Origin of the sequence: Nocardioides anomalus (assembly GCF_011046535.1) — a bacterium.
Classification (GTDB): Bacteria; Actinomycetota; Actinomycetes; order Propionibacteriales; family Nocardioidaceae; genus Nocardioides; species Nocardioides anomalus.
Genome location: NZ_CP049257.1, coordinates 4,507,957 through 4,524,526 on the forward strand (window position 1 = coordinate 4,507,957; position 16,570 = coordinate 4,524,526).

18 protein-coding genes are annotated in these 16,570 nt (G+C 74.2%); 6 read left to right on the forward strand and 12 right to left on the reverse strand.

The genetic code is table 11. The annotated features are described in order from the left end of the window. Window positions 1-84 precede the first annotated feature (84 nt). The 5 genes from G5V58_RS22440 to G5V58_RS22460 all read right to left on the reverse strand — a co-directional run bounded on the left by G5V58_RS22440 (window position 85) and on the right by G5V58_RS22460 (window position 4,836). On the reverse strand, window positions 85-504 hold the full coding sequence (locus G5V58_RS22440) for a DUF1707 SHOCT-like domain-containing protein (RefSeq protein ID WP_165237433.1): 420 nt from the start codon (window positions 502-504) through the stop codon (window positions 85-87). Further along, entirely contained in the window at window positions 501-1,208 is a 708-nt protein-coding gene (locus tag G5V58_RS22445) for a PadR family transcriptional regulator (protein ID WP_165237435.1), read from the reverse strand. Before G5V58_RS22445 ends, G5V58_RS22440 begins: the two co-directional genes overlap by 4 nt. A gap of 93 nt (window positions 1,209-1,301) precedes the next feature. Continuing rightward, complete coding sequence (locus tag G5V58_RS22450) at window positions 1,302-3,233, reverse strand: M3 family metallopeptidase (RefSeq protein ID WP_165237437.1); 1,932 nt, start codon at window positions 3,231-3,233, stop codon at window positions 1,302-1,304. Between the two features lie 17 nt (window positions 3,234-3,250). After that, window positions 3,251-4,486 carry an RNA polymerase sigma factor gene (locus G5V58_RS22455; protein WP_165237439.1) on the reverse strand — a complete coding sequence of 412 codons (1,236 nt, stop codon included), beginning with the start codon at window positions 4,484-4,486 and terminating at the stop codon, window positions 3,251-3,253. Continuing rightward, complete coding sequence (locus G5V58_RS22460; protein WP_165237441.1) at window positions 4,483-4,836, reverse strand: YciI family protein; 354 nt, start codon at window positions 4,834-4,836, stop codon at window positions 4,483-4,485. Before G5V58_RS22460 ends, G5V58_RS22455 begins: the two co-directional genes overlap by 4 nt. A 97-nt stretch (window positions 4,837-4,933) precedes the next feature. On the opposite strand from G5V58_RS22460, the gene G5V58_RS22465 reads away from it, so the two are divergent. Both G5V58_RS22465 and G5V58_RS22470 read left to right on the forward strand, forming a co-directional pair. Next, window positions 4,934-5,515: a maleylpyruvate isomerase N-terminal domain-containing protein gene (locus G5V58_RS22465; RefSeq protein ID WP_165237443.1), complete on the forward strand. Its 582-nt coding sequence runs from the start codon at window positions 4,934-4,936 to the stop codon at window positions 5,513-5,515. Then, on the forward strand, window positions 5,515-5,871 hold the full coding sequence (locus tag G5V58_RS22470) for a hypothetical protein (protein ID WP_165237445.1): 357 nt from the start codon (window positions 5,515-5,517) through the stop codon (window positions 5,869-5,871). The genes G5V58_RS22465 and G5V58_RS22470 overlap by 1 nt, the downstream gene beginning before the upstream one ends. A gap of 30 nt (window positions 5,872-5,901) precedes the next feature. Here the strand turns inward: G5V58_RS22470 and G5V58_RS22475 are convergent, their stop codons facing one another. The 7 genes from G5V58_RS22475 to G5V58_RS22505 form a co-directional block, all read right to left on the reverse strand. Continuing rightward, window positions 5,902-6,753, reverse strand: a complete 852-nt coding sequence (locus G5V58_RS22475; RefSeq protein WP_165227628.1) for a zinc metalloprotease — start codon at window positions 6,751-6,753, stop codon at window positions 5,902-5,904. A gap of 135 nt (window positions 6,754-6,888) precedes the next feature. Beyond that, a complete protein-coding gene (locus G5V58_RS22480) occupies window positions 6,889-7,386 on the reverse strand; it encodes a DUF427 domain-containing protein (protein ID WP_230486860.1) in 498 nt (165 codons plus the stop codon). Between the two features lie 29 nt (window positions 7,387-7,415). Further along, complete coding sequence (locus G5V58_RS22485) at window positions 7,416-8,096, reverse strand: histidine phosphatase family protein (protein ID WP_165237449.1); 681 nt, start codon at window positions 8,094-8,096, stop codon at window positions 7,416-7,418. 5 nt (window positions 8,097-8,101) lie between these two features. After that, window positions 8,102-9,199, reverse strand: a complete 1,098-nt coding sequence (locus G5V58_RS22490; RefSeq protein ID WP_165237451.1) for a glycerate kinase — start codon at window positions 9,197-9,199, stop codon at window positions 8,102-8,104. After that, entirely contained in the window at window positions 9,196-9,720 is a 525-nt protein-coding gene (locus G5V58_RS22495) for a gamma carbonic anhydrase family protein (protein ID WP_165237453.1), read from the reverse strand. Before G5V58_RS22495 ends, G5V58_RS22490 begins: the two co-directional genes overlap by 4 nt. Window position 9,721: 1 nt before the next feature. Then, window positions 9,722-10,633, reverse strand: coding sequence for a cyclase family protein (locus G5V58_RS22500; protein ID WP_165237455.1), 912 nt, complete (start codon window positions 10,631-10,633; stop codon window positions 9,722-9,724). Beyond that, a complete protein-coding gene (locus G5V58_RS22505) occupies window positions 10,630-11,442 on the reverse strand; it encodes a phosphoenolpyruvate hydrolase family protein (RefSeq protein ID WP_230486861.1) in 813 nt (270 codons plus the stop codon). Before G5V58_RS22505 ends, G5V58_RS22500 begins: the two co-directional genes overlap by 4 nt. A gap of 182 nt (window positions 11,443-11,624) precedes the next feature. On the opposite strand from G5V58_RS22505, the gene G5V58_RS22510 reads away from it, so the two are divergent. Genes G5V58_RS22510 through G5V58_RS22525 form a run of 4 tightly spaced genes read left to right on the forward strand, consistent with a single transcriptional unit; the run spans window position 11,625 to window position 16,520 of the window. After that, window positions 11,625-12,680 (forward strand): zinc-dependent alcohol dehydrogenase, encoded by a 1,056-nt coding sequence (locus G5V58_RS22510; protein WP_165237459.1) that lies wholly within the window; start codon window positions 11,625-11,627, stop codon window positions 12,678-12,680. Between the two features lie 47 nt (window positions 12,681-12,727). Then, on the forward strand, window positions 12,728-13,591 hold the full coding sequence (locus G5V58_RS22515) for an FAD binding domain-containing protein (protein WP_165237461.1): 864 nt from the start codon (window positions 12,728-12,730) through the stop codon (window positions 13,589-13,591). Beyond that, complete coding sequence (locus G5V58_RS22520) at window positions 13,588-14,115, forward strand: (2Fe-2S)-binding protein (RefSeq protein WP_230486862.1); 528 nt, start codon at window positions 13,588-13,590, stop codon at window positions 14,113-14,115. Before G5V58_RS22515 ends, G5V58_RS22520 begins: the two co-directional genes overlap by 4 nt. Further along, the gene (locus G5V58_RS22525) at window positions 14,112-16,520 is read left to right on the forward strand and encodes a xanthine dehydrogenase family protein molybdopterin-binding subunit (protein WP_230486863.1); all 2,409 of its coding nucleotides are present in this window, start codon (window positions 14,112-14,114) and stop codon (window positions 16,518-16,520) included. The genes G5V58_RS22520 and G5V58_RS22525 overlap by 4 nt, the downstream gene beginning before the upstream one ends. Window positions 16,521-16,570: the final 50 nt, after the last annotated feature.

A 16,570-nucleotide genomic window follows, 5' to 3' on the forward strand; every position in this document is an offset into this window, starting at 1 on the left:
GACGAGACAACCGTCGACACCCGATCGGGTTACGCCGTGTGGACGACATCACGGCCCGCGGGCCGGGTCCCGCTCGGTGCCGGGTCAGTGCCAGGAGTGGCCGCGGCGCGGCCGCCGGTGGCGCAGCACGACGAACCAGAAGACCGCGAAGCCGAGCAGCACCAGCGGTAGGTGGGTGAGCACGGTCAGCGCGATCAGCACCGCGAGGACCACGACGAGCGGGGTGGGGACCCCGCCGCGCCGCACCGGCACGGGGCCGGAGCGCCAGTAGCGCCCGTCGCGCACGGACCGGGGCGTCGGGGCCGGCGCCGCGACCCCGGCGTACGCCGACGGCAGGTCGCGGAAGATCGGCGCGACCTCGCCGCGAGTACGCGCCGCCCACACCTGCTCGAGGCGCTCGGCGTGCTCGTCGACGCTCAGCCGGCCCTGGGCGAAGTGTTCGCCCAGGTCGGCCGCCGCGGCCTCGCGCTCGCCGTCGCTGAGGCGGATGCTCGCGTCGCTCACGACTCGGCGTCCTCGTCGGCACCGGTGTCCTCGAGGCCCTCGTAGCCGTCGGCGAGGATGCCGTAGAGCTTGCGACGCGTCTCGACGAGGACGTCGACCGCCGCGCGCTGCTGGGCCTCGGAGCCGGACGTGGCGATCTGCCACACCGCGCCCATGACCCGGCCGATCTCGGGCTTGACGCCCGCGAACGTGCTCTCCTGCTCCTCGGCCTCGCGCTCGAACGGGCGCCAGACGCCGGCGAGCTCGTCGGCGTGGTCCGCGACGTACTGCTGGCCCTCGGAGGTGAGGCTCAGCGTGCGCCGACCGCGCTCGTCGTCGCTCGCGACCAGGCCCTCGTCCTGGAGCTGCTGGATGGTCGGGTACACCGAGCCCGGGCTGGGGCGCCACGCGCCCTGGCTGCGCTCGGAGATCTGCTGGATGACCTGGTAGCCGTTGACCTGCTCGCCCTCGCCCGCCGCCGCGGAGGCGCGGAGCACGTCGAGGATGGCGGAGCGGACGTCGCCGCGGCGGGCGCGCGGACCGCGCCGCTGGTCGGCCGGCTGGCCGAGGCCGAACAGCCCCGCCACCCACGGCGGCGGACCCTGGCGGCCGGGGCCGTCCCAGCCGCCGAGGTCACCCCACGGACCGCGTCCGCGGCCGCGGCGCTGGCGCCGTCCGAGCTCGTCGGGCCGAGCCCACTGTCGGTTGAATCCTGGGTGTCCCATGGTGGACCCCTTCCTGATGTCTGTGTATCGCGACTAGTTCACGATATATCGGAACTGTACGCCGACAGAGACACCGACACGAGGTGCGGTCGTTCAGCGGGCCAGCCAGGCGGCGTAGGCGTCGAAGGTGTAGGGCCGGCCGAGGAAGTCGGCGACCAGGTCGGCGGCGTCCTTGGTGCCGCCGGCGGCCAGCACGCGGTCGCGGTAGCGGCCGGCGACGTCGGGTGCGAAGAGGTCGCCCTCGTCGAAGGCGGAGAACAGGTCCTTGGCGATGACCAGGGACCACATGTAGGTGTAGTACGCCGACGAATAGCCGCCCAGGTGGCCGAAGTTGGCGAAGAAGTGGGTGTCGTCGATGTAGCGGTAGGGCGAGTACTGCTCCTGCAGCTCCGCCTGCCGCGCGGTCCGGTCGGCCGGGCGCTCGGTGTGGAAGCAGTAGGACACCGCCGCGTAGAACATCTGCTGGCGCGCCTGCAGCCCCTTGCCGAAGTCATCGGCCGCCCGCATCCGCGCGACGAGGTCGGCCGGGATCGGCTCGCCGGCGCTGTCGGTGGCGAAGGTCTGGAGGACGTCGGCGTCCCACGCCCACTCCTCGAGCATCTGGCTCGGCGCCTCCACGAAGTCCCACTCGGTCGCGACCCCGGAGAAGCGGGTCCAGCCGACGTGGCCGCCGAGGACGTGGTGCACCAGGTGCCCGAACTCGTGGAACAACGTGACCACGTGGTCGTGCTCCATCAGTCCGCGGCTGAAGTTGCAGACCAGCGCGCCCTCGGGCAACTGCCGGCCGGCCACGCCGTCGGTGATCGTGAACTGCGCGGCGTGCTTGTACTTGCCCTCGCGCGGGAAGAGGTCGAGGTAGATCCGGCCCAGGCTGTCGCCGTCGGTCCCGCCCTGGGTCGAGTACACGTCGTACGCCGCGACGTCCTCGTGCCACACCTGCGCGTCCGCGGCCGGCTCGTAGCGCAGCCCGAACAGCCGGCCGGTCACGTCGAGCAGCCCCTGGCGCACCTTGTCGAAGGCGAAGTAGGTGCGCACCTCCTGGGAGTCCACGTCGTGCTGCTCCTTGCGGACCAGCTCCTGGTAGTACCCGGCGTCGGCCGGGTCGACGTCGACCGCGTCGGGCACGTCCTGGCGCAGCCGCTCGAGCACCACGGCCAGGTCGCGCTCCATCGGCTCCTGGGCGACGCGCGCGATCTTGTCGATGAACTCCGGGATGGCCGGGCCCTTCTGGATCATCTTGACCGCGGCGTCGTACGACGCCCAGTCGGTGTAGCCGACCAGCGTGGCGTACTCGTGGCGCAGGTCGAACAGCTCGGCCAGCAGCGCGTCGTTCTGCGGCCAGCCGCGGTCGAGGAAGGCGATGGTGATCTCGCGGCGCACGTCGCGGTCGCGCACGAACATCCGCGCCGGCACCGCGTCGGGGTAGTCGGTGGTCACGGTGACCAGGCCCTCGGCGTCGGCCGGGTGCGCCTCCAGCCAGTCCTCGGGCATCCCCGCGAGCTGCTCGGGCGTGGCCCGCACCGTCCGGACGTCGTCGCGGATGGTGCGGCTGAACTCCTGGTCGATCGTGGTGATGCGCTCGCTGACCTCGGCCAGCCGCTTCCGGGTCGCCTCGTCCTGGTCGACCCCGCCGCGCCGGAAGTCCTCGAGCGTCTTGGCCAGCAGCCGCGCCGCCACCGGGTCGAGCCCGCCCGCGTCGAGGGCCGCGAACACGTCGTACAGCGCCCGGTCCTGCCGCAGCTCGGTGGTGAGCTTGTCCACCGCGATCTCGGCCTCCTCTGCCGCCGTGCGGACCCCGACCTGCGGGTGCACGTTGGAGAACAGCCCGGCCACCGCCGCCACGTCGCTGATGCGCAGCGTCACCTCGTCCCAGCGCCGCAGCACCTCCTCGGCCTCGGCCGGCGGCTCCGCCCGCAGCCGGTCCACCAGCTCGCGCGCCTGCGCGAGCCCCGACGCGCTCCGGTCCCGGATCCAGTCGAGGGCCTGGTCGGCGTCGGGCAGCTGGAGCGGGGCGGGCGGCGTCATGGATCGACCCTAGGACGTCAGGCCAGCTGACCCCGGCGTCGCAGCAGGTAGGCGCGCTCGGCCTCGTTGTCGGTGAGCGCCAGCGCCGCGTCGTACGCCGCGCGAGCCTCCTCGGAGCGTCCGAGCCGGCGCAGCAGGTCGGCGCGGGCGGCGTGGAAGGGGTGGTAGCCGGACAGGTCGAGCCGGTCGACCTGGGCGAGGCCGACGGCGGGGCCGTCGAGCTCGGCGACGGCGACGGCCCGGTTGAGGGCGACGATCGGCGAGGGGGAGAGCGCGTAGAGCTGGTCGTAGAGCGCAGCGATCTGCGACCAGTCGGTGTCGGCGGCGGTGGGGGCGTCGGTGTGCACGGCGTTGACCGCGGCCAGCAGCTGGTAGGGGCCGGGCCGGCCGAGGGCCAGGCACTCGCGGACCAGCGCGTGGCCCTCCTCGACCAGCGCGCGGTCCCAGCCGCCGCGATCCTGCTCCTGGAGCACGACCAGCGAGCCGTCGGCGTCGAGCCGCGCGGCCCGGCGCGCCTCGGTGAGGAGCATGAGGGCGAGCAGCCCGGTGACCTCCGGTACGCCGGGCAGCAGGGTCCGCAGGATCCGCGTCAGCCGGATGGCCTCGCCGGTGAGCTCGTCGCGGATCGGCGAGGCCTCGGCGGAGGAGGACAGGTAGCCCTCGTTGAAGACCAGGTAGAGCACCGCGAGCACGGCGTCGACGCGAGCGGCGAGGTCCTCGGGCGCGGGCACGCGGTAGGGGATGCCGGAGACGCTGATCTTCTTCTTGGCCCGGGTGATGCGCTGGGCCATGGTGGTCTCGGGGACCAGGAACGCCTGCGCGATCTCGGCCACCGTCAGGCCGCCGAGCAGGCGCAGGGTCAGGGCGACGCGGGCCTCCGGCGCGAGGGCCGGGTGGCAGCAGGTGAAGATCAGCCGCAGCCGGTCGTCCTCCACGACGCCGGTCGGCTCGTGGGGTGTGTCGTCGTGCAGCATGAAGGCCGCCTCGTGTTTCGCGTCGCGGTGGGACTCGCGGCGGAGCCTGTCGATCGCGCGGTTGCCCGCGGTGGTGGTGAGCCAGCCGCCGGGGTTCGGGGGGACCCCGTCGACCGCCCACTTCTCCACCGCCGCCAGCAGCGCCTCCCCGGCCGCGTCCTCGGCGATGTCGATGCTGCCGAAGCGGCGGACCAGGGAGGCGACGATGCGCCCGTACTCCTCGCGGTAGATCCGCTCGACCGCGGTCCGCGAGGCCTCCTGCGGGTCCGGCGCCGTCACGCAGGCTCGTCCTGGAAGGGCCGGACCTCGACCTTGCCCTGGCACGCGGCCGAGGCCTCGGTGGCCCACTGGAGCGCCGCAGCGTCGTCGGACAGCTCGAAGACCCAGAAGCCGCCGATCCACTCCTTGGTCTCCAGGTAGGGACCGTCGGTGACCACCGGCTCGCTCGCCGCGGCGTCGACCACCCGGGCCTCGTCGCCCGGCTTGAGGCCACCCGCGAACACCCAGACGCCCGCCTCCTGGGCCTTGCGGTTGAAGGCGTCGACGGCCTCGAACGCCGGCATCATCTCCTCGATCGGGCGGGCGTAGTCCTCGGCGCTGCTGTGCACACTGAGCAGGTACTGCGTCATGTCGGTCTCCTCGGTAGGGGCTGTCTCATCCTCTCCACGAAGAGCCGCCCCCCGCTACGACAGGTCGCCGCGGGGAATCTGGGCTAGGTTCGCGAACATGACGGACTGGGCCCAGCTCTACCGCGCGCACGTGCGCGCCCTGGGCGACCTCGCCGCCGCCCTCACCCCCGACCAGGTCGGTGCGCCGGTCCCGGCGTCACCGGCGTGGACCGTGCACGAGGTCTACGCCCACCTGGCCGGCGTGGCCAGCGACATGGTGACCGGCCGGACCGACGGCGCGCCCAGCCCGGAGTGGACCTCGCGCCACGTCGGCGAGCGCGTGGTGCTGCCGCTGGCCGACCTGGTCACCGAGCTCGAGTCCCACCAGGACGCGGTCACGGCGACGCTGGTCGACTCCCCCGGACCGGTCTTCGACATCGCCACCCACCACGCCGACCTGCACGAGGCACTCGGGCTGCACCCGATGCCGGAGGAGCTGTGGCGGCCGGTGGCCGACGCGGTGCGCGAGCGCGCGGGCGCCCTCGCCGACACGGTCTCGCCGTACGAGCTGTTCCGCGCGGTGTTCTCCCGCCGCTCGCGCAGCCAGATGCAGGGCTGGGGCAGCGTGCTCAGCGCCGAGGAGCTCGACGCCGTGTGCATCTTCGGGCCCCGCGAGGACGACCAGCCGGTGCCGGCCTGATGGCTCGCTACGCGGTCAACGACGCCGGCGTGGCGCGCTGCCTTGAGCTGATCGCGGCCAAGCAGTACGTCCTGGACTCCGACTGGGGCCAGGTCCAGCCCAGCGCGGAGGCGCAGAACCGCTACCTCGAGCGGCACTCCTGGACCGAGTACGCCGGCTGGCACCTCGGGCTGACCGAGGGCGCGAACGACGAGACCAAGGCGCGCTACGCCTTCGTGCACGGCGACCTGCGCCGGGTGCACCGCAGCGGGCTCATCGCCTGCGTCTACCGGGCCTCGGAGTGGCGCCACAAGGCGGTCGAGCTCGCCGCGCACGACCTGCTCCAGGAGCTGGACCGCACGGCCGGGATCGGCTGACCCCGGCCGCGCGGAAGTCCCAGCCGCAGATCAGCTGCCGTACAGCGACGCCACGCCCTGCGCGTCGTACCCGCTGAAGGACAGGTCGTCCGAGCCGCCGTTGCACTGCGGGTAGTGCATGATCGACACCGAGTCGTACGGCGTCAGCGGGCGCCAGTTGTCGTCCTCGAAGCACGTGCCGGCCTCGGGCCGGGTGTGCTCGTGCCGGAAGCCGAGGGCGTGGCCGAGCTCGTGGCCGAGGATGGCCGAGGGCGCCCACCCGGACGTGGTCAGCGAGTCGTCGACCAGGACGTTCCTCTCCGCGTCGGGGCTGCTGGGGAAGAACGCGCGGGCGATGTACTCGTCGGTCTCGATCGGCTCGACGGGGAACAGCACCGCGTCGTTGTCGGTGGAGCAGCTCGCGTCCTGCGAGGGGTCGTAGACGAAGTCGATGGCCGACGAGGCGCCCTCCCACAGCGCGGCGCCACCGGCCATCGCGTCCACGACCGTGGACTTGAGCGAGCCGAAGTCGTCGCTCACGCAGTAGGTCAGGTCGCCGACCTGGCTGGCGCTCCACACGTCGTCCGCCCCGCCGTTGGTGTTGACCACCAGCGAGGTGTCGCCGCCGTTGAGGTCGTCGGTGGCCATCATCTTCTCGTAGTACGCGCGGAGCTCGGCCAGCGTGCCGACCGGCTCGTCGCCGTTGACGACGTAGACGCCGGTCGGGTCCTGGTAGGTCGAGGCCTTGAACTCCGACCAGGTCGGCGGAGCAGGTCGGTCGGCCTCGGTGAACGTGCTGTCCTGAGCGCTGGCGCTGGCGGGGCCGACCGCCGGGCTGGCCAGGGCGGCGGCAGCGAGGGCGGCCGCGGCGACGACGGCCTGGCCGGTGCGGGTGAGCGACATGCTGAACTCCCGAGATGGGTTCGACTCGACCGGGAACACGCCCGGTCGCGGTCCGTCGAACCCATCACGCCCCCGCGCGGCTGTGAACCCCTTCCGCCCCCGGAAGGTTCCGCCTCGTGACCCGCCGCCCGCGGCCTACCAGCCGTGCGAGCCCGGGATCCCCTTGAACGGACCGGCCAGCGCGGAGGTGATCCAGCCGCCGTAGAACCCGCCCGGCTGCGGGGTGACGACCTCGCCGTCGACGCGGCACTCGTCGACCGCCGCGGCCATCACCGCGAGGGCGCCCGCGAGGTCCTCGAAGCCGCGGCTCGGCTGCTCGTAGGTCCAGGCCGCGCGGGGCGCGACGACGTCGCCGTGGACCAGGTCGAAGTAGGACGCCTGGCCCTTCCACTCGCACCAGCTCGCGCCGGCGGTCGGCCGCAGGGCGCCGTCGAGGAACGCCGCGGGCGGCAGGTAGTAGGTCGGCGGGTGGCTCGTCTCCAGCACCCGCCAGCCCTCGCGGGTCGAGCCCACGACGGTCCCGTCGAGGACCACCTCGAGCAGCGCCGTGGTGCGCTCCAGCCGGGGCGGTCGGGGGTAGTCCCACACCGACTCCTGTCCGGGGCCGGCCTGGTCGGGGACGGGTCTGCGCACGCGTCCAGTCAAGCGCAGGGGTGGTCGCCTCAGGCCTCGAGCGGGGCGTGCGGAGTGATCTCGAGCCCACCGCCGGAGCCGGCGCGGAGCCAGACCCCGGTGACGTACGCCGGCTCGCCCGGGTCGCTGCCGTGGACCTCGCGGAGCAGGGCGCGCAGCAGCGGTGAGTGCGTGACGCCGACGACCAGGCGCCCCTGGTGCGGACCGGCGTCGGCCAGGGACCGGGCGAACAGGTGCAGCCGGCGCAGGACGTCGGCGCCGGTCTCCCCGGGCGGGTCCTCGTGGGCCAGCCACCAGCCGACCCGGTCAGGCGAGGCGATGAACCGTGACCACCAGGGGTGCGCGTCGACCTCCTCCGCGGTGAGGCCGGGCACCTGCTCGGCCAGGTGCTCGGCCGAGCTGACCATGTTCACCCGCGCGCCGGCGGCGTACATGTCGGGGTTGCGGAGGGCGAAGGCGTCCAGGGGTCCGGTGACGCGGGCGGGGTCACCGATGCCGCGCACCAGCGCCTCGGCGGTCTCGCGGCTGCGCCGGGTCCCGCCGTACAGCAGCGACAGCGGCCGGTCGGTCGCGGCGCCCACCGCCGCTCCGGTGCGCTCGGCGTGGACCAGCCCGGCCTCGGTCACGGGGACGTCGCCGCGGTGCGAGGCCACCTCCCCGTGCCGCAGGAGGAGCAGTTGGGCGCCGGTGGGGGTGGGGTCGCAGGTCATGGGGATCACTCTCGTCGGGTGGAGGGGTAGGCGTGGAGGTCGGCGGCGAGCCGGGCCGCGGCCCGCTCGAGGAGGCGCTCGGCGTCGTGGACGGCGCTCTGTTCGTCGGGTGCCAGGTCGACGAGGGCGTGGACCGCGGACAGTCCGGCCTCCCGCTCCTGCTCCGGCGTGAGCAGGGAGCGCCCGACGACGGCGACGACCGGTACGCCGAGGGCGGCGGCCCGGCGCGCGGCGGCGACCGGGCCCTTGCCGCGCAGGCTCTGCTCGTCGAGCGACCCCTCGCCCACCACGACGAGGTCGGCGCCGCGCACCACGTCGTCGAAGCCGGTGAGGTCGAGCAGCAGGTCGGCGCCCGGCACGAGGCGGGCGCCCGCCAGCGCGAGCAGGCCGAAGGCCAGCCCGCCCGCGGCGCCGGCCCCGGGCTCGGCGCGCCGGTCCTCACCCGTCGCGTGGGCGACGGTGTCCGCCCACCGGGCGAGGCGCTCGTCGAGCCGGGCGACCAGGGCGGTTCCGGCCCCCTTCTGCAGGGCGTAGACCGCGGCCGCACCCTGCGGTCCGGTGAGCGGGTTGTCCACGTCGCAGGCCACGACCAGATCGGCCTCACCCAGCCGCGGGTGGGGGCCGGCCGCGGCGTCGGGCCCGAGCCCGAGCGCCGCCACCGCGCCGGCGCCGCCGTCGGTCGTGGCGCTGCCGCCCACCCCGACGACGACCCGGGTGGCGCCGTGGTCGAGCGCCGCGGCGACGAGCTGCCCGACGCCGTACGTCGTCGCGTGCTCGGCGGTGTGCTCGTCGGGCCCGGCCGGCAGCAGGGCGAGGCCGTTGGCCGCGGCCGCCTCCAGCACGGCCACCCCGTCGCTCAGGGCGAAGGTGGCGCGGACGGGATCACCGAGCGGGCCGGTGACCTCGACGGTCACGGGCGCGTAGCCGCTGGCCAGGGCCAGGTCGACGGTGCCCTCGCCGCCGTCGGCGAGCGGGTGCCGGACCACGTCGACCGACGGGTCGTGCCGCTCGAGGACCCGCGCCACGACCGCGGCGACCTGGTCGGCGCTCAGCGAGCCCTTGAACTTGTCGGGCGCGACGACGACCCGGCGCCGGGTCGTCACCGCTCGGGCGGTGTGGTCGCGGTGCGGTAGGCGGCGGCGAGCGCCAGGTAGATCGCGGCGTTGCCCGCCAGCCCGGCCACCTCCTCGCCGGTCAGCTCGCGGCGCCGCTTGGCGGGGACCCCGGCGATGAGGCTGCGGGGCTCGAACTCCGCGCCCTCGAGCACCACCGCCCCCGCGGCCACCAGGCTCTGCGCGCCGATGCGCGCGCCGTTCAGGACGGCCGCGCGCATGCCGACCAGGGCGCCGTCGCCGACGGTGCAGCCGTGCAGGACGGCGCCGTGGCCCACCGACACGTCCGCGCCGATCGTCACCGGCAGGCCGGGGTCGGCGTGCACCACCGCGCCGTCCTGGAGGTTGCTCCGGGCGCCCAGGCGCACGGTGTCCCCGTCGGCGCGCACCACCGCGCCGAACCAGACCGAGGCCTGCGCCTCGATCGTCACCGCCCCCGCGAGCACGGCGTTCTCAGCGATCCACGCGCCCGGGTCGACGTCGGGCTCGCCGACCTCCAGCCGGATGCGCACCTCAGACGATCGCGACCGGGTCGAGCATCGACCCCGTCGTGCCGTTGATCTTGAGCGGCAGCGCCACGAACAGGAACTCGTGGACGCCCGCGCGGGCCAGCTCCTCGAGGTAGATGCCCTCGAAGAGGTAGATGCCGTGCTCGATGAGCAGCAGCGTGTGCACCGGCTGCGGGTTGGCGGGCGAGCCCGGGTCGGGGGCGGGCTGCACCTCGTAGGTCTCGGTGTCGGTGCCGGTCGCGACCACCCCCTGATCGAGCAGCCACCGGGCTGCGGAGAGGTCGGGTCCGGCCGTCACGTGGCGGGCCATCGCCTCCGGATCGGGCCAGGCGCCGAGGTAGCCGGTCCGGATCAGCACCACGTCGCCCGCACGGACCGCGACGCCCTGGTGCTCGGCGACCTGCTGCAGTTGCTCGGCGCTCACCGCCTGGTGGGCGTCGAGGGCGTCGACGCCGAGGAAGCCCGGCACGTCGAGCAGGACGCCGCGGCGGATGAACGGCGGCAGCTTGCTCCCGTCGCCGACCGTCGGGCCGCGGTCGCCCAGGTGCTCGCGGGCGTTGCCGCCGCCGTACCAGTGGTCGTCCTCGCCGATCGTCATGTGCGCGAGCGCGTCGACGTGGGCGCCGCTGTGGGCGGTGCCGCTGACGTTCTCGGCCATGTACTGGAGGTTGACCTCGTTGACCGGACCCCACGGCTCCACGCCGTCGCCGCGCAGCCCGCCGGGGGTGCGGTACATCGTCACCTGGAACGGCGGGTGCGAGCCGAACAGCGGCATCCCGGTGTAGCGCGGGAGCGCGAGCGAGAAGACCTCGCCGCGACTCGGCAGCCGCAGGGCCGCGAGCACCTCGTCGGCGCTCTGCTCGCCGGCCGGGCCGACCTCCTGGTAGCCGTCGGTGGGGCGTGCGGGCTGGTTCATCGTGACTCTCCTGAGCTGTCGTGGGGGCCGACCCGGACGTCCTTGAACCGCTCGGTCTGCTCGCGGATCGCGCGCTCGACGGGGAGGCGCTCGATGGACGAGGCGCCGAAGAAGCCGACGACGCCCGAGGTGCGCGAGAGCAGGTACGCCGCGTCCTCGGGCTCGGCGACCGGTCCGCCGTGCACGAGCACCAGGACGTCCGGGCGCACGGCCGCGGCGGCGTCGCGGATCTCCTGGGTCACCCGCACCGACTCGTCGAGGCTGAGCGCGGTCTGCGCCCCGATCGCACCGCTGGTGGTGAGGCCCAGGTGTACGACGAGCACGTCGGCCCCGGCCTCGGTCATCGCGACAGCCTGCTCGGCGTCGAAGACGTACGGCGTGGTGAGCAGGTCGCGCTCGTGCGCCAGCCGGATCATCTCGACCTCGAGGTCGAAGCCCATGCCGGTCTCCTCCAGGTTGACCCGGAAGTTCCCGTCGAAGAGCCCCACGGTCGGGAAGTTCTGCACACCGCTGAAGCCGGTGGCCTTGATCTCGTCGAGGAAGCGGCCCATCGAGCGGAACGGGTCGGTGCCGTTGACGCCGGCGAGGACGGGCACGTCGCGCACCAGCGGCAGCACCTCGGCGGCCATCTCCAGGACGATCGCGTTGGCGTCGCCGTAGGCCAGCTGGCCCGCGAGCGAGCCCCGGCCGGCCATCCGGTAGCGCCCGGAGTTGTAGACGATGAGCAGGTCGATCCCGCCCGCGGCGGCCGACTTCGCGGAGAGGCCGGTGCCGGCCCCGCCGCCCACCACCGAGCGACCCGAGGCCACGGTCGCCCGCAGCCTCTCGAGTGCTTCCTGACGTTGCACCTGGCGCCTCCGTCCCGGCCCGACGCACTGCGTGGGGACCACTTGACCCTGGGTGTGACGGCGATTACGTTCGTGTTTGTTCGATTATCGATACTTTTCTGCTGGGTGTCCAACCCGGTGTCCCGATCTCGGAGGTTGCGCACGTGACGCAGACGATGCAGACCCTGGTGGTCCTCGAGCCCCGGGTCCTCGACATCACCGAGACGCCGGTGCCCGAGCCCGGGCCCCTCGAGGTCCTCGCCCGGGTCCGCTCGGTCTCGATCTGCGGCACCGACGCCCACCTCATCAACGGCGACTACCCAGGCTTCTGGCCCGAGCGGTTCCCGTTCACCCCCGGTCACGAGTGGGCCGGCGAGCTGGTCGCCCTCGGCCCCGGGACGCAGGCGCTGGGCTGGCGGGAGGGCGACCGGGTGGCCGGCACCAGCCACAACGCGTGCGGCGTGTGCCAGAAGTGCGTCGAGGGTCGCTACAACCTCTGCGAGAACTACGGCAAGCCCGGCCTGCACAAGCAGTACGGCCACAACGCGCAGGGCGTCAACGCCACCTACGCCGTGCACAACGTCAAGTGCATCTTCCGGCTCCCCGACGAGCTGGGCTTCGACGAGGGCGCGATCGCCGACCCGGCCAGCATCGCCCTGCACGTGGCCCGGCGCGGCGGCATCCAGCCCGGCGACACCGTCGCGGTGACCGGCGCGGGCGCGGTCGGCCTCCTCGCCGCCGACGCCGCCCTGATCTGCGGCGCGGCCCGGGTGATCGTGGTCGGCCGCGGCTACCGGCTCGAACGGGCCGCCGGGCTCGGCTTCGAGACCGTGGACTCCACCGCCGGTGACCCGGTGGCCGCGGTGCGCGAGCTCACCGGAGGCCTGGGCGCCGACGTGGTCCTCGAGTGCGCCGGCGTGCCCGAGACCCTCATGTGGGGCATGGACATGCTGCGGCGCGGCGGGCGCTGCGCGATGGTCGGCATCCCCACCGAGGACGTCGCGCTGTCGGTGCAGCGGCTGGTCCTCGACGAGCTCGAGCTCGTCGGCTCGCGTGCGTCGGCGGGCGAGATGCGCCGGGTGCTGCCGTTCATGGCCGACGGGCGGGTGCGCGCGGGCGAGCTGATCACCCACCACTTCCCGCTGGCGGAGTACGAGCAGGCGCTCGCCACCTTCAACGACCGCAGCAGCGGTGCGGTCAAGATCATCGTCCACCCCTGACCCACCCATCCCTGGACCGAGCCGAGCCGACAGAGGAGGAGGAGCCGGTGCGCTACTACCGACCGGAGTCGACCGCGGACGCATTGCGCGCCCTGGCCACCTCGCCCGCCTCGTCGCGCGTGCTCGTCGGCGGCACCGACCTGCTCGTCGCGCTGCGGCACCGGACCGTCGTGCCGGACCTGGTCGTCGACATCAAGGCCGCGCGCGACCTGCGCGAGCCGATCCGCGCGGACGACGCGGGAGTCACGTTCGGGCCCACCGCGACGATGGCGCAGGTGGCCACGCACCCGGTGGTCCAGGAGTGGTTCCCGGCCCTCGTCGAGGCCGCCCTGCTCGTGGGCTCGGTGGCCATCCGCACCCGCGCCAGCCTGATCGCGAACTCCGCGAACGGCTCGCCCGCCGCGGACACCTCGCCCCCGCTGCTCGGACTGGGCGCGGAGGTGACCATCGCCTCGACCGAGGGCGAGCGGACCGTGCCCCTGCGCGACTTCTTCCTGGCCTCCCGCCGCACGCTGTGCGAGCCGGGCGAGCTGGTGACGGCCCTGCGGGTCCCGCGACCGGCCGCGGGCAGCGCGTCGGCGTACCTGCGCATGACGCGACGCCGCGGCGTCGACCTGGCCACGTGCAGCGTGGCCGCCGTGGTCGAGGCCGACGGGTCGGTGACCGCCGGCCTCGGCGCGGTCGGCCCCACCGCGCTGCTCGGCGGACCGACCGGCCCGCTGGACCTCGGCTCCGCCGAGGAGCTCGAGCACGCGCTCGACACGCTGCTCGAGCACGCCACCCCGATCGGCGACGTGCGCGCGGGCCGGCCCTACCGCGCGGCCATGCTCCGGGTCCTCGCCAAGCGCGCCGTGCTGCGCGCCGCCGGCCGACGCGCGGGGGCCGACGACCAGGGAAGGAGCGTGCAGTGACCACGTCCACGCCTGAACAGGACCTGCCCGGCGCCGAGCTGGTGCCCGTCGACTGCACCGTCAACGGTCGCGCGGTCCACCTCGAGGTGCCGCCGCACCGGACGCTCATGGACGCGCTGCGCTACCAGCTCGGGCTGACCGGCACCAAGACCTGCTGCGCCGAGGGCGAGTGCGGCGCGTGCACCGTCCTCGTGGACGGCGAGGCCGTCAACAGCTGCCTCATGCTGGCCGCCGAGGGTGAGGGCCACGAGATCCTCACCATCGAGGGGCTCGGCGCCGACGAGCCGGACGGGATGAGCGACCTGCAGCACGCCTTCCTCACCGCCGGGGCCGTGCAGTGCGGGTTCTGCATCCCCGGCCAGGTGATGGCCGCCGAGCACCTCCTGCGCACCCACGACGCGCTCGACACCCTCGACGAGGAGGCCGTCCGCGAGGGCCTGTCCGGCAACCTGTGCCGGTGCGCCGGCTACCAGCGCATCGTGGCGGCCGTGCTGCAGACGGCCGAGAGCCGGAGGCAGCCGTGAGCGACACGCGGGCCGACGTGTCCCAGCGCACCGTCGACGAGGACCGGGCCACCTCCGGCGCCCCGCTCGACGCCGAGACGGCCCGGGCGTTCGCCGCCGAGGTCCAGGACCACGCGGGGTCGGCCCCCGACGGGGACGGCCGGCACGTGGGGACCTCGGTGCGCCGCTACGGCGGCGACGACCGGGTCACCGGCAGCCAGCGGTTCGTCGCCGACCTCGCCTTCACCGACGTCGCCCAGGTCAGCCTGGTGACGCTGCCCGTCGCCGTCGCCGACCTCCACGCCGTCGACACCGCCGCCGCGCGCGCCATGCCCGGCGTCCTCGCGGTCGTCACGGCCGCGGACCTGCCCCAGCCGGTGCCGCGTTTCGGGGTCTCCCACCAGGACCGCCCCGTCCTCGCCGACGGCGAGGTCATCTACCACGGCGAGCCGGTCGCGGCCGTCGTCGCCGAGACGCTTGAGCAGGCCGAGGCGGCCGCCCGCGCGGTCCGCGTCGACTTCACGGAGAAGCCGGGCGCCTTCGACCTCGACCAGGCGCTCGCCCCCGACGCGCCGCTGGTCCGCCGGCCCGAGCTGCGCCCCGACGACGACCCGCACCGCGAGTCCAACGTCCTGGAGACGGCGCTCTACGAGTGGGGCGAGGTCGAGCAGGCCGCGGCGCAGGCGCACGTGGTCGTCGAGGACACCTACACCTTCCCGATGGTCACCCACTTCCCCATCGAGCCCGGCGGGACCGTCGTGGTGCCCACCGACGGCGGCGGGCTGGAGGTCCACTCGCCGGTCCAGCACCCCTACCTGCTGCAGCGCAGCATCGCCCAGGTCATGGGGCTGCCCCTGGCCCAGGTCCGGGTCTTCGCCCCGGACCCCGGGGGCGGCTTCGGCGGCAAGCAGATGCCCAAGCTCGAGCCGCTGATCGCCTTCCTGGCCCTGCGCACCGGGCGCCCGTGCCGGCTCGTGCTGTCCCTGGAGCAGACCTTCCAGATGATGCGCCGGGCCGCCTGCCGGGTGAGGGCCCGCACCGGGTTCGACCGCGACGGCGCGCTGGTCTTCCACGACCTCGAGTGCGACTACCTCATCGGCGCGTACGCCGACGTGGCCCCGCGCGTGATGACCAAGGGCAGCTACGTCGGCGCCGGCCCCTACCGCATCCCGCACGCCCGGACCGCGTCCCGCGCGGTCATGTCGAACACCACCCCGAGCACGGCGTTCCGCGGCTTCGGCTGCCCCCAGGTCGCCTGGGCCACCGAGTCGCAGCTCGACGCCGGCGCCCGCGAGCTCGGCCTGGACGCCCTGGCGATCCGTCGCCGCAACCTGGTCCAGGAGGGCGAGCCCTTCTTCCGCGGACCGTACGCCGCGCACGCGGACGGCCGCTGGCACGAGTCGTTGGAGAAGGCCGCCGAGCTGATCGGCTGGGACCGCCCGCTGCCCCCGGGCCGCGGCCGGGGGATCGCGGTGGCCATCAAGCCCGGCGCCACGTCCGGGCTCTCCCAGAGCCTGGTCCGCCTGCTCGCCGACGGCAGCGCGATCGCCTACGCCGGCACCTCCGACATGGGCCAGGGCGCCCGGACCCTGTGGCAGCAGATCGTCGCCGACGAGCTCGGCACCGACCTCGACAAGGTGCACGTCGTCAGCGGCGACACCGGCGTGGTCCCCTTCGACCTGCAGACCTCGGCCAGCCGCTCCACGGTGTTCATGGGCAACGCGGTCCTGGAGGCCTGCCGCGACATCCGCCGCCGCATCCTCGCGCTGTACGCCGAGTCGACGGAGATCGACGCCGAGGAGCTGTCCGAGCGCCCCGGCGAGCTGGTGACGCCGGACGGCGTCCTGCCGCTGCGCGACGCCGCGCACGTGGCCCTGGGCGCGCTCGGCGGCGAGTTCGTCGGGCAGGGCACGGCCCGGATGCGCGGGCGCAAGGGTCACCCGCTGGGCGGCGACGCGGCGTTCTACGAGTTCAACTGCACCGCGATCGAGGTCGAGGTCGACCACGAGACCGGCGAGCTGCTCCTGCACAAGCACGTCTCGGTCAGCGACGTGGGCACCGAGCTCAACCCCGCCCAGGTCGTCTCCCAGGACGAGGGCGCCTCGATCATGGGGCTCGGCCACAGCCAGATGGAGCAGCTGCTGCTCGACGAGCACGGTGTGATCCGCAACCTCGGCGCCCTCGACTACCGGATCCCGACCTTCAAGGACGTCCCGCTCGAGCTGGTCACCCACGGCATCGAGAACCACGACGGCCCCGGCCCCTACGGCTCCAAGGGCATCAGCGAGGGCGCCCTGCTGTGCACCGCCGGCGCGCTCGGTGCCGCGGTGAGCGAGGCCATCGGGTGGGTCGTGCGCGACCTCCCGCTGACCCCCGAGCGCGTCTGGACCGCCCTGCAGGAGAAGGCGGCGACCGCAGACCCCTGAGACACCGCACCACCGCACCAGCCGTGCGCCCGACCGGGCCGCGCGGGCCG

Bases quoted from the DNA above. Each gene is read 5' to 3' on its own strand.
- G5V58_RS22500 (WP_165237455.1), bottom strand. From the start codon at position 10,633: ATGAACCAGCCCGCACGCCCCACCGACGGCTACCAGGAGGTCGGCCCG.
- G5V58_RS22475 (WP_165227628.1), bottom strand. From the start codon at position 6,753: ATGTCGCTCACCCGCACCGGCCAGGCCGTCGTCGCCGCGGCCGCCCTC.
- G5V58_RS22470 (WP_165237445.1), top strand. From the start codon at position 5,515: ATGGCTCGCTACGCGGTCAACGACGCCGGCGTGGCGCGCTGCCTTGAG.
- G5V58_RS22450 (WP_165237437.1), bottom strand. From the start codon at position 3,233: ATGACGCCGCCCGCCCCGCTCCAGCTGCCCGACGCCGACCAGGCCCTC.
- G5V58_RS22460 (WP_165237441.1), bottom strand. From the start codon at position 4,836: ATGACGCAGTACCTGCTCAGTGTGCACAGCAGCGCCGAGGACTACGCC.
- G5V58_RS22485 (WP_165237449.1), bottom strand. From the start codon at position 8,096: ATGACCTGCGACCCCACCCCCACCGGCGCCCAACTGCTCCTCCTGCGG.
- G5V58_RS22445 (WP_165237435.1), bottom strand. From the start codon at position 1,208: ATGGGACACCCAGGATTCAACCGACAGTGGGCTCGGCCCGACGAGCTC.
- G5V58_RS22465 (WP_165237443.1), top strand. From the start codon at position 4,934: ATGACGGACTGGGCCCAGCTCTACCGCGCGCACGTGCGCGCCCTGGGC.